Genomic DNA, 12,387 nt, shown 5'->3' with positions numbered 1-12,387 from the left:
CGCCCGGCGGCCCCGGACTGGCAACGGCGTGATCCCTAAGCCGACGAGCGCGCCGGCGACAGCGACAACAGCAACGGCAACGGCAGCGCCGGCGTAAGCGACAGCGACACGGCAGCGACGACGGCAGCGGTGGTGGCGGTAGCGGCAGCAGCGCCGTCGGCACCGCTCGGGGCGGCGCCGCTCCCGGCTGGTCCTGGTTGGCCCGACCGGCCCGGTATAATTGCGCATGAACTCAAAAGCCACCGATTCGCGCACCGACAGCGCCCCCTTTTCGAGCCTGCCGCTCTCGCCTGCCATGCAGGAGAACCTCGCACGGCTCGGTTACGTCTCGATGACGCCCATCCAGCAGGCGTCGCTCCCCGATATGCTCGCCGGGCACGACCTCATTGCCCAGGCCAAGACCGGCAGCGGCAAGACTGCCGCGTTCTCGCTCGGCCTGCTCCAGCGGGTCGACGCCCGCGATTTCGCGGTGCAGGCCGCCGTGCTCTGCCCCACGCGCGAACTCGCAGAGCAAGTGGCGCAGGAGGTGCGACGCGTCGCGCGCGCCGAGGACAACATCAAGATCCTCACGCTGTGCGGCGGTGCACCACTGCGTCCGCAGGCGGAAAGCCTTGCCCACGGTGCGCACGTGGTCGTCGGCACACCGGGCCGCATCATGGATCACCTGGAGCGCGGCACGCTTTCGCTGGCCGGGGTCAAGACGCTGGTGCTCGACGAAGCCGACCGCATGCTCGACATGGGCTTTTTCGACGACATCGCCACGGTCGCGCGCCAAACGCCCGCCTCACGCCAGACGCTGCTCTTCTCCGCCACGTACCCGGAAGGCATCGCCAAGCTCGCACAACGCCTGCTGCGCTCGCCGCGCGAAATTCGTCTGGCGGAGAAGCATGACGCCAGCAAGATTCGCCAGCGCTTCTATGAAGTGCGCGACGACGAACGCCTGCACGCCGTGGGACAGTTGCTCGATCATTTCCGGCCGGTCAGCACCATCGCGTTCTGCAATACCCGCGCCCAATGCCGCGACCTGACCGACGTGCTGCGCGCCGAAGGCTTTCACGCGCTGATGCTGCACGGTGAGCTCGAACAACGCGAGCGCGATCAGGTGCTGATTCAGTTCGCCAACCGCAGTTGCTCGGTACTGGTCGCGACCGACGTGGCCGCCCGCGGGTTGGACATCGCGCAACTCGAAGCCGTGATCAACGTCGATGTGACGCCCGACCCGGAGGTCTACGTGCACCGCATTGGCCGCACGGGCCGGGCCGACGAAGACGGCTGGGCCTTCAGCCTGGCAAGCATGGACGAGATGGGCCGCGTGGGTAACCTCGAAGCCGCCCTGGGCCATGAAGTGCCGTGGCACAAGCTCGCGGAACTCACGCCGTCGGGCGGCGCACACCTGATGCCGCCGATGGTCACGATCCAGATGTTCGGCGGGAAGAAGGACAAGATCCGTCCGGGCGACGTGCTCGGCGCCCTCACCGGCGAAGCCGGCTTTGCCGCGACCCAGATCGGCAAGATCAATGTGCTGGATAACTTCACGTATATTGCAGTGGAGCGCGACATCGCCCCCGTGGCGTTGCGCAAATTGACCGACGGCCGCGTCAAGGGCCGCAAGGTCAAGGTAAGATTCCTGCAGGATTAACGGCGGTTCAATCCCCGACATCCACCGCACTTATCGGATCGTCCCCGGCGCGCCACGCGCGGCAAGGAGGCTGCAATGAGGTCACTGCGTACCCTGTGGTTCTCTCCTGTCGCGCGCCGTGCGCGACGCTCGGCCCTCGCCGTCCTGGTCACTGGCTGGCTGGCGGCGTGCAGCACCCAGGGCGTGCCACCCAACCCAGTTCTCACCGAAGACACGCTCGACGAGTATGCGATCGTCATCGTCGGCCTCGACACGCCGCTGCAAAGCACCTGGGGTCCGTGGAATTACTCGGACTTCTCGCAGACAGTGAACGGCATCGTCGGCGGCAAGGTCACGCGAACCCTCAACAGCAATCCGCCGACGCACGGCTTCGTGGCCATGCGCGTCTCGCCGCTCATGCGCAACGAGCGCTTCGGTCCGATGGAATTCACACCGGCCGACAAGAGTTATCGCTTTCGTTATTGCAAGGGCCGCAAGGTGCCGACGGTGCAGGTTCAGCGTGGCGATGTGGTCTACGCGGGCACCCTCATGCTCGACAGCCACGACGGCAAGCTCTGGCTGCGCACCGTGTTCGACATGGCGGGCGCGCGGCGCTTCGTGCAGGCGAACTATCCGTCGCTGGCCGGCAAGCTCCAGGCGCAACCGTTTACCTATTTCGAAGTGAAAAGCGAACCCGGCTGCCGCTGAGCCCAACCGGCACGCTTACTGTTCGTCGACGTCCTCGCCCGGCGCCAGCACGATCTCCCGGCCTTCGCACAGCGACGCGGCCCGCGTGCTGAGTTCGTCGGCCACATCCGCCAGATGCCGACGCAGCGTATCGGCAAGCACCGACTCGGGTTCATGCGACGGCCGCAACATCTCGACCGGGAATTCGATGGCCGGCGCGACGCGATACAGCCGCTGCGCCTGCACACGGGCACTGGCCGCCGTGAATTGATCGAGCAGCGCGTAGCCCAGACCGTGCTCGACGAGCGCCGCCGCGAGCGAATACGTTTGCACCATCACTTCGGCGTCCTGCAACAACGCCGTCTGCTCCAGACGCTCGTTGATCAGGGCACCGAGCGGCGTGTCGTCGTGCAGCTTGATGAGATCGCGCCCGGCGAGCGAGTCGGCGCTGGCCGGGCCGCGGCGCGAGAGCTTCGGCCACGCCGCGGGCACCGCCAGCACAATGTTCCCCTGCGCCACCGGGCGGCTCACGATACCGGCCGCCATCGGCGGGGCCGACACGATGCCCACGTCGACCGACGACGTGAGGATTGCCGTGATCATCTCGGTGGTGTGGTGCGTGATGAGTTCGAAGACCACATCGGGATGCGCGCGACGCATGCGCTCGATGGCCGCTGGCAGCAAACTCTGCGCGAGACTCGGCGTCGCGGCGATGCGCAGATGGCCCACGCCATGCTGACGCAGATTGCGCGACGTGGTGCGCAGCCGTTCCAGATCGCTGAAGATGCGCTCGACATCGGGGTAGAGGCGACGCGCTTCGGCCGTCGGCACGAGCCGGCCCTTGACGCGATCAAAAAGCTTGAAGCCGAGTTGCTGTTCGGCGTGCTGCAACACGCGCGAGACGACCGGTTGCGAGACGTTGAGCAATTGCGCGGCGCCGCTGGCCGAGCCCGTCAGTACCACCGCGCGAAACGTCTCGATATGCCGCAATTTCATGCCTGACTTGGTCCCCGTATCGCCGAACTCGGATCGGCGGCAGTGCCGACCCTATAGCCAAAAGACATATGCTGCCTCAAATCCGCATAGGTTACCGAATTTTCTCGCCCTACACTGCGTAGCAAAGGTTGTGTAGAAGAACTGCCGCGAGGTCCTCGCCCTCCCGCCGACTATTTTTCTGGCCTTGCATTCCCAGGTGTTTTTCGTTGTCATTCATCGCTATGCATATTGGAGTCATCGGGGCGGGCATCGTCGGCCTCACCAGCGCGTATCAGTTGCTTCGTGCGGGCCACGCGGTTACGGTCATCGACGCCGGACACGGGCCGGGTCTGGCGACCAGTTTCGCCAACGGTGGCCAACTGAGCTACGGGTACGTGTCGCCGCTGGCGGCCCCCGGCGTCCTCTCGCAACTGCCTTCGCTGCTGTTTTCGCGCACGGGGCCACTGAGGATCAAGCCGTCGTTCGATCCGGACTTCTGGCGCTGGTCGATCGAATTCGTCAAGCATTGCAATGCGCAGGCGAACGCCAGCTCCACGTTGCGTTTGCTCTCGCTCGGCCTGCACAGCCGTGCGGTGATGCAGGAATTTCTGGCGCGGGAATCGGTGTCGTTCGATTACCGCCTGAGTGGCAAGCTCGTGGTGTACCGCGACGCGCACAAGCTTGCCGCCGCCGAGCGCTCGCTCGAGCTGGCCAATGACCTCGGCTACCCGCAGCGACGTGTGGACGCCGCGACATGCGCCACGCTGGAGCCTGCCCTGGCGAAGATCGCCGGCGAGCTGGCCGGCGGGATTCACACACCGGGCGAAGGCACGGGGGACTGCCAGTCGTTGTGCCGGGAACTGGCGCGGCTCGTCGGCGCACACGCCGACGGCAAGCTGCTGTATGAGCGCGAAGTGACCGGCTTCGACGTGCGCGGCGGCACAGTGCACTCGGTTCGCACACGCATGGGCGACGTGGCGGTCGATGCCTGCGTCGTTGCCAACGGCCTGGCCGCCATGCCGTTGCTGCGCAAGGTCGGCGAGTCGGTGTCGCTGTATCCGCTCAAGGGCTACAGCCTGACGTATCGCGACGCCCCGGCCGACGCGCGCCCGCAGGTGTCGGTGACGGATGCCGACAACAAGGTCGTCTACGCCAGCCTCGGCGAGCATCTGCGCGTGGCGGGCATGGCCGATCTGGTGGGTTACGACTACCGCATCGCGGCCCGGCGCATCCAGGCACTGCGCACGCTCTCGGCGGGGCTGTTCCCCGCGTTGGGCGGCGCGCATGCGCCACTGGAATGGACCGGCATGCGGCCGGCCACGCCGCACGGCCGCCCGATTCTCCAGCGTGCGAACACGCTGGGCAATCTGTGGCTGAACGTTGGCCATGGCGGGTTGGGCTTCACCCTGTCGATGGGCGCGGCGCGCGTGATCGCCGACGCCATCGACGGCAAGCGTCCCGCCGTCGATCTGGCAGGGTTTGCCCGGCTGGCCGCATGAGTCGCGGTGATTGAACATAGCCGGCCCCCCCGGGCCGATGGTCGTCATGGCGCCCCATGACGCGGCGCGACGCCGGGTGTTACGGCGCGTCACTTGCGCGGGGACCGACGCGATGACGTGACGGGTTGTGGTTGTATCAGTGTTTTTGGCAGTTGACATACCAACGGCGCGGACCACCGTGCCATTCACTTCCGATAGGACAGAGACCATGAAGAAGCTGTTTGCTCCCCTGCTGCTCGTCAGCGCTGCCGCCGCCCTGTTCGCGCACACCGCGAGTGCACAGGAACTGACCGGCACGCTCAAGAAGATCAAAGACACCGGCGTGATCGCTCTCGGGGTGCGCGAGTCGTCGATTCCGTTCTCGTACACGGACAACTCGGGCAAGACGATCGGCTACTCGCAGGACATCGCGCTCAAGATCGTCGACGCCGTCAAGAAAGACCTGAACCTGCCGAACCTGAAGGTCACGGAGACGCCGATCACGTCGCAGAACCGTATCGCGCTGATGCAGAACGGCACGATCGATCTGGAATGCGGCTCGACCACGCACACGTTCGAGCGCGCGAAGCAAGTGGGCTTCTCGCACAACATCTTCCTGTACTCGATCAAGATGATTGCCAAGACGGGCTCGGGCATCACCGACCTGAACAGCTTGAAGGGCAAGACGATCGCGACGACCGCCGGCACGACCGCCGACCGGATTCTCTCGGGCAAGAAGGCCGAGATCGGTTTCAACCTGATTCAGACGAAGGAGCACTCGGACGGCTTCCTGACCGTCAAGCAAGGCCGCGCCGTCGCCTTCGTGATGGATGAGCCGCTGCTCTACGGCCAGCGCGCCGCCCTGTCGAGCGACGAAGCCAAGGGCTACGAAGTCGTCGGCCCGAACCTCCAGTTCGAAAACTATGCGTGCATGCTGCGCCGCGATGATCCGGCGTTCACGAAGGTCGTGGACACGGTCATCGGCAACATGGAGAAGTCCGGCGAGATGGAGAAGCTGTACAACAAGTGGTTCACGCAACCGGTTCCGCCGAAGAACCAGAACATGAACTACCCGATGACGGCAGAAATGCGCACCATGTTCAAGGATCCGATCACCAAGGCTTACGACTGATCCTGTCGGACGCCGCGGTGCGCAGGGGCCACGGCCCCTGCGCACCGCGCGATCCCGACGCTTGCTGTTCCCGTGTTACCGCTGATGGCCATCACCATGAATTCGCACGCCACGCTAGGCATCCTTGGCGGTATGGGCCCCGCCGCCGGCATCGACCTCTGCCGCAAGATCGTCGATCAACATCCGGCCCACCGCGATCAGGATCACATCCCGTTCATTCTCTACTCGGTTCCCCAGATTCCCGACCGCACCGAGGCGCTACTGCGCGATGGCGCATCGCCGCTCGACGGCATGCTCGACGGCGTTCACGCCCTGGAACAGTCCGGCGTCGGCTGCATCGCCATTGCCTGCAACACGGCCCACGCCTGGCTTGATGCACTGCGTCATCGCACCCGGCTGCCCGTGCTCGACGTGGTCGAAGCCGTCGCGGGCGAGCTGTCCCAATGCGTCGCGCCCGGCGCCCCCATCGGCCTGATGGCCACCGAAGGCACCCATCACGCCAACGTGTACCGGCCACGGCTCGAAGCGCTGGGCTATCGTTTCGTTCAGGTTGCCGAACCGCTGGCGCACCAGGCGCTTGTGAACGAAGGCATCCGGCTCACGAAGGCCGGGGAGAGTCGCCGCGGCGGCGAGGCGCTCGCCATGGCGATGGAGCCGCTGCTGGCGGCCGGCGCGCAACGCGTCATTCTTGGGTGCACCGAAATTCCGGTAGCGCTGGCCACCTGTGAAACACCGCTGGGTCGCTTCGGCCTGGACGCCTCGGCCGCCCTCGCGCGTGCCTGTATCGCCTGGTCGCTCGCCCACGAGACGCCCGCGCAGGCTTGATCCCCCTTTGCCGTCCGCCCGCGGGAAAGTCGCGCGGGCGGGTACCCCGATGTGCAGACGTGCCAAATGACGGGCGATTCCGGGGAAATATCCGCCGTATGCCAGTTGCCATGCAGGCATAACCCCCCATTGTCTTGTCAGAAAAAAGCCTACGCGGGAAAACGTGTGGAAAGCGGCATGAATCGGGGATTCCCGCTACCAAAATCGCTGGCGTCTTTCGTTATAATGGCCCACAATCCATCGGACACCTGCCGGACCAAGGTTCGGCCATGAGCGCCTTTGCCTGAACGGGGAAACACATGGGCCGCAGCGCGCTCGACGTGATGCATGCACAGACAACAACAATGAGTTCAGATCGACTCCCCGCCGGCGTCCCCTTGGTCGAACCCTCGACCCTGGCAACGGCAATTGCCGAGGCCCATGCCGCGGCGCCGGCCCCGGCATTGTCCCGGGCGCTGATCGAGCTGACCGGCGGACTCTCGGCGCATGTGACAGCCGACGGCCGTTTCCTTTTCATTGCCGAAGCTTCCCTGCGCCTGCTCGAGTATTCCCGCGAGTATGTCGACCACGCCACGCTCTTCGAGCTGACCGGCATCGAAGATGTGCCGGTGCTGCAGGACGCTTTCTCCGCTGCCCAGATGCTCGGTCCCCAGCAGTGCACGGTTCGCCTGCTGCGCGGTCTGACCGACCGCGTCTGGATGCGTCTGCGCATTGCCCAGTTCACCCCCCGTATCGCCGGTGCGAGCGCCACGTTCGTCGTGCACGGTGAGGACATCACCGCCTTCAAGGAAAACGAAGCGCGCCTGTCGGATCTGGCCGTGCGCGATGCGGTGACTGGGTTGGGGAATCGTCAGTACATTCACCAATGCATCGTCGACGCCATCCAGCACGCCCGTGACGGCGGGCCGAACTTTGCCGTCGCTCTGCTCGATCTGGACGGTTTCAAGAAGGTCAACGACTCGCTTGGCCACGACGTGGGCGATCAACTGCTGCGCGACGCCGGCCAACGCCTGGTCGCGCAGATCCGTGAGACGGACATGGCCGCGCGCATGGGCGGCGACGAGTTCGTGCTCGTGCTGCCCGGCTGCGACGACGAACAGGCACTCGGCGGCATCATGAAGCGCCTGCTCTCGGCCGTGCAGCAACCGTTCCAGGTCGGCGACCAGTTGCTGCATCTCACCACAAGCATCGGCGTGTCGTTTTATCCCCGGCATGGCGACTCGTCGGGCCTGCTCATCAAGCACGCCGACACCGCCATGTATTGCGCCAAGGATCGCGGCCGTAACGGCCTGTTCGTCTATACGGACGATCTGGGCGACCTGCATCGCAAGGCGTTCTCGCTTGAATCGGCGATGTTCGAGGCGATTCACAACGGCGAATTCAGCCTGCATTACCAGCCGATCTGCGATCCGATTTCACTGAACGTGAAGGGTGTCGAGGCACTCATGCGCTGGCATCCGACGCTCGGCCCGGTCTCGCCCGCCGAATTCATTCCGCTGGCCGAAGCCAATGGCCTGATCAACCTGCTGGGCGGCTGGGCGTTACGCGCGGCCTGCATGCAACTCGCGCGCTGGGATCGCACCCGGCTCGACGGGCTGTACATGTCGGTCAATGTCTCGGCGCAGCAATTTCACCATCCGTCGTTCCCGAGTCTGGTTTGGCAAGCGATTGCCGATTCCGGGGTGGAGGGACACCGGCTGGTGCTCGAAATTACCGAGAGCGTGCTCATGCGCGACCCCGAGCAGGCCAATCTGGTGCTGCGCGAGTTGCAAACGCTGGGCGTGCGCTTTTCTGTCGACGATTTCGGCGCAGGGTACTCGAGCCTGGGATACCTCAAGCGGTTCCCGCTCTCCGCGCTCAAGATCGACCGCAGCTTCGTGAAAGACATGCCTACGTCATCGAACGACCGTACGATTGTGACCGCCGTCCTGGGACTGGCGCGCGAGCTGGGGCTGTCGGCGGTCGCCGAAGGTGTCGAGACGGAAGAACAGCGGCAGATGCTGATCGAGCGCGGCTGCCATTCGATCCAAGGCTGGCTGGTGTCGAAAGCCTTGCCTGCGGGAGAACTGGAGGCGGCCTTTGCGAGCGGGCGTCTCAACGTGGAAGCCGGCCATTGACCGGATAACCCCGCTACCATGAGCCTTACCAAAGAAAAAACGCTCGAACTACTGTGGCAGCGCCTGGCCGAGCGCGGCGAGTTTCCGTCGCTGCAGCGCTCCGTCACCGGCATCGTGAGCGCCATGCAAAGCGAGAACACGAGCACCGCCGATCTCGCGGCGTCGGTACTCTCCGATTTCGCCCTCACGCAGAAAGTGATCCGACTGGCCAATTCCGCCATGTATGCGCCATTCGGCTGCAACGTGACGACGGTCTCGCGCGCGATCATGATTCTGGGCGTCGACACGATTGGTCACCTCGCCCTGAGCCTGAAGCTGCTCGAGGGCTTCAGCGAAGTCGCCGCACGGCGCGACGACATGGCCCGCGAACTCGCCCGCGCGACGCTCGCCGGGGCGTTCGCCCGCGACATCACGGCCAAGAACGGCATTCGCGACGGCGAAGAAGCCGTGGTCTGTACCTTGCTCCACCATGTCGCACGGCTGCTCGTGACTTATTGCTTTCCGGCTGAATGGGGCGAAATCCAGGCCCTCGCCGCCGAGCAAGGCATCAGCGACAGCGACGCCTGCGAACAGGTGCTGGCCATCTCGTTTCCCGAGTTGGCCGAAGCAGCGGCGCGCAAGTGGGGCTTGCCGGAGTCGATCGCGACGAGCATGCGTCCGATCGACCTCGAAGGCGATGCCCCGCTCTCACACGCCGACTGGCTGTGTGCCGTGGCGAACATGTCCAACGAGATGGTGACGGAACTCACGCGCGGGGCCGACCCCGAGCGCCTGGCCGAGCTGGCGGAGCGCTATGCCGACCGTCTCGCCCTGGACGTGAGAGACGTGGTGTCCGTGGGCGAGGAAATGGCGCGCGACACGAGCCACCAGGAATTCATTGCGATCAGCACCGGGGCGTCGAGCGCGCGCCTGCCACCGGCGGGCAAGCCGCTGGACTCGGCGCGGCGTCTGGCGGACGGCCTATCGGAAGTGCGGGCTGCCACCGGCGAGACCGACGCCGTCGGCCTGCTCAACCTGACGCTCGAAGCGATCATGCAGTCGCTGGGCTTCGCCAACTGCGCGGCCTTCGTACGCGTGCCGGCGAACAAGTCGTTCGAGATGCGCTTCGGCATCGGTCGCGACGTGCAGCCCGCGCTCGGCCTGTCGTTCCCCGAAGCCTTCGAGCCCGATGTCTTTCATCTGGCACTGACCAACGGTCGTGCGATCCTGATCGACAACGCCCGTGAGCCGCGAATCGTGCCGCGCATTCCGCTGTGGCACCGTGAGCATTTCTCGAACGTGAAGTCGTTCTTCCTGCTGCCGGTTCGCCAACGCAACCAGACCGTGGCGCTGCTTTACGGCGACTGGGGCGGCGCACTGTGTGCGGGAGGCATCGGCGCCAAGGAGCTGGAATTCCTCCAGCACATGGGCAACGAGATCTCCAGCAAGCTCGAGAGCATGGCGCAGCAGAATGTCGGCGCGGGCCATGTCGGCAATGGCACCAACACCAGCGACATGCTCACCCGCAAGGTCTCCGGCACGACCGGCGGACGCTGAGTCGATCGACCTCTCGGCATTAAGGCGTTTCCGCGTCTTGGCGTCTTGGCGTCTTGGCGTCTTGGCGTCTTGGCGTCTTGGCGTCTCGGCTTCTCTGCATCTCTGCATCTCGGCATCTCGGCATCTCGGCATCTCGGCATCTCGGCATCTCGGCGTCTCGGTGTCTCGGTGTCTCGGTGTCTCGGTGTCTCGGTGTCTCGGTGTCTCGGTGTCCAGGTGTCTCCGCGATTCATATGCCAGCCACAATCTTTAGTATTGCGGATTCGATATGATCCTCAGCAACTGGCCGACGCCCGCCGCGTGACGCTGGACGATTCGCACACGCCCCATCGCTCCCCACCCGGCTTCATCGACCGCGACCCGCGGCGCTTCCCCCTTATGGCATAAGGCTTTCCAGCCCGTCGACCGCTGCCGCGCCGACAGGCGTACTCTGTCACGATGCCTCAGTTTTTCTCCGTGACGGCGCGCCGACGGCCGATCACGACGCCCGCTCGACCGGCCGCGCGGCTTTTTGACGGCACTCGCTGCGGCCCGATAAAAAATTTACGCTCGGTTCCACCCTGTCAATCAATTCGTACCGTCGGACCAGGAGAAGACATGACGCAATCTGCTGCTGCACCGGTGCATCCGGTCGACGAGCGCCTGCCGCTCCCCAAGTTGTTCACGCTGGGCCTGCAACACGTGCTGGTGATGTATGCGGGGGCGGTGGCGGTGCCGCTGATCATTGGCGGCGCGCTCAGGATGTCGGTTGATCAGGTTGCGTTCCTGATCAACGCCGATCTGTTCGCCTGCGGGATCGCGACCCTGATCCAGACGCTCGGCCTGTGGATCTTCGGCCTGCGTCTGCCCATCATGATGGGGGTGACGTTTACCGCCGTCACACCGATGATCGCCATCGGCACGAATCCCGATCTCGGATTGCTCGACATCTATGGCGCAACCATTGCCTCGGGCCTGATCGGCATACTGATCGCGCCGCTCATTGGCAAGCTGCTGCGGCTCTTCCCACCCGTGGTGACCGGCACCGTCATCACGGTGATCGGCATCTCGCTCATGGGCGTGGGCATCAACTGGGCGGCGGGCGGTTTCGGCAATCCCGACTACGGCAATCCGCTCTATCTGGGCGTGTCGTTCGCCGTGCTGCTGTGCATTCTGTTCATCACCAAGTACGTTCGCGGTTTCTTTGCGAACATTGCGGTGCTGCTGGGCATTCTGTTCGGCACGATCGTGGCGATGGCGCTTGGCAAGGTGTCGTTTGCGGGCGTGTCCGACGCGCCGTGGTTCGGCTTCGTCGTGCCGTTCCATTTCGGTGTGCCGCACTTTGACCCGATTGCCATCGCGACGATGACGCTGGTCATGCTCGTGACCTTCATCGAATCGACCGGCATGTTCCTGGCGGTGGGCGACATCGTCGGCCGGCCAGTCGACAGGAAGACGCTGGTGCGCGGCTTGCGCGTCGACGGGCTGGGCACGATGATCGGCGGCATTTTCAACACGTTCCCGTACACCTCGTTTTCGCAGAACGTTGGGCTGGTGGGTGTGACCGGTGTGAAGAGTCGCTGGGTGTGCGCGATGGGCGGCTTGATCCTGATCGTGCTGGGCTTGTTTCCGAAGGTGGCGCACGTGGTGGCGTCGGTGCCGCAGTTCGTGCTGGGGGGTGCGGGCATCGTGATGTTCGGCATGGTGACGGCCACGGGGGTGAAGATTCTCTCGACGGTGGATCTCTCGAAGAATCGCTACAACCTGTACATCATCGCGATCAGTATTGGTGTGGGGATGATTCCGGTGGCGTCGGACAAGTTCTTCATGAAACTGCCGCACGCGCTTGCCCCGTTCTTCCACAGCGGCATTCTGCTCGCGTCGATCAGCGCGGTGCTGCTCAATGCGCACTTCAACGGCTTGCGCAGCGAAGCCGAAGCGAGCGCCCTCGCACAAGCGGCCGGCAAACAGGCCGACACCGCGCATTGAGCACCGGCGAGACGTCTGTCGGCGCGTGACAGCGCCGGCTGACGTGTCGTG

9 protein-coding genes are annotated in these 12,387 nt (G+C 64.9%); 8 read left to right on the top strand and 1 reads right to left on the bottom strand.

The features are described 5' to 3' along the window. Nucleotides 1–226: 226 nt before the first annotated feature. Entirely contained in the window at nucleotides 227–1,639 is a 1,413-nt protein-coding gene (gene dbpA / locus PEP31012_RS19155; protein WP_150590888.1) for an ATP-dependent RNA helicase DbpA, read from the top strand. 75 nt (nucleotides 1,640–1,714) lie between these two features. Then, a complete protein-coding gene (locus PEP31012_RS19150; protein ID WP_150590887.1) occupies nucleotides 1,715–2,326 on the top strand; it encodes a hypothetical protein in 612 nt (203 codons plus the stop codon). Nucleotides 2,327–2,341: 15 nt separating this feature from the next. Here PEP31012_RS19150 and PEP31012_RS19145 read toward each other — a convergent pair whose 3' ends face one another. After that, the gene (locus PEP31012_RS19145; RefSeq protein WP_150590886.1) at nucleotides 2,342–3,301 is read right to left on the bottom strand and encodes a LysR family transcriptional regulator; all 960 of its coding nucleotides are present in this window, start codon (nucleotides 3,299–3,301) and stop codon (nucleotides 2,342–2,344) included. 206 nt (nucleotides 3,302–3,507) lie between these two features. On the opposite strand from PEP31012_RS19145, the gene PEP31012_RS19140 reads away from it, so the two are divergent. From PEP31012_RS19140 to PEP31012_RS19110, 6 genes are all read left to right on the top strand, one after another. Next, entirely contained in the window at nucleotides 3,508–4,779 is a 1,272-nt protein-coding gene (locus PEP31012_RS19140; protein WP_150590885.1) for a D-amino acid dehydrogenase, read from the top strand. Nucleotides 4,780–4,987: 208 nt separating this feature from the next. Next, entirely contained in the window at nucleotides 4,988–5,890 is a 903-nt protein-coding gene (locus PEP31012_RS19135; RefSeq protein WP_150590884.1) for a transporter substrate-binding domain-containing protein, read from the top strand. 96 nt (nucleotides 5,891–5,986) lie between these two features. Further along, nucleotides 5,987–6,715, top strand: a complete 729-nt coding sequence (gene cuyB / locus PEP31012_RS19130; RefSeq protein WP_174978311.1) for a cysteate racemase — start codon at nucleotides 5,987–5,989, stop codon at nucleotides 6,713–6,715. Between the two features lie 377 nt (nucleotides 6,716–7,092). Further along, on the top strand, nucleotides 7,093–8,832 hold the full coding sequence (locus PEP31012_RS19125; protein ID WP_174978310.1) for a putative bifunctional diguanylate cyclase/phosphodiesterase: 1,740 nt from the start codon (nucleotides 7,093–7,095) through the stop codon (nucleotides 8,830–8,832). A gap of 18 nt (nucleotides 8,833–8,850) precedes the next feature. Beyond that, nucleotides 8,851–10,368 carry an HDOD domain-containing protein gene (locus PEP31012_RS19120; RefSeq protein WP_150590881.1) on the top strand — a complete coding sequence of 506 codons (1,518 nt, stop codon included), beginning with the start codon at nucleotides 8,851–8,853 and terminating at the stop codon, nucleotides 10,366–10,368. 597 nt (nucleotides 10,369–10,965) lie between these two features. Continuing rightward, the gene (locus tag PEP31012_RS19110; RefSeq protein ID WP_150590880.1) at nucleotides 10,966–12,336 is read left to right on the top strand and encodes a nucleobase:cation symporter-2 family protein; all 1,371 of its coding nucleotides are present in this window, start codon (nucleotides 10,966–10,968) and stop codon (nucleotides 12,334–12,336) included. Nucleotides 12,337–12,387: the final 51 nt, after the last annotated feature.

Source organism: Pandoraea eparura, from assembly GCF_902459725.1.
GTDB lineage: Bacteria > Pseudomonadota > Gammaproteobacteria > Burkholderiales > Burkholderiaceae > Pandoraea > Pandoraea eparura.
This window is presented reverse-complemented; position numbering and strand designations above follow the sequence as displayed.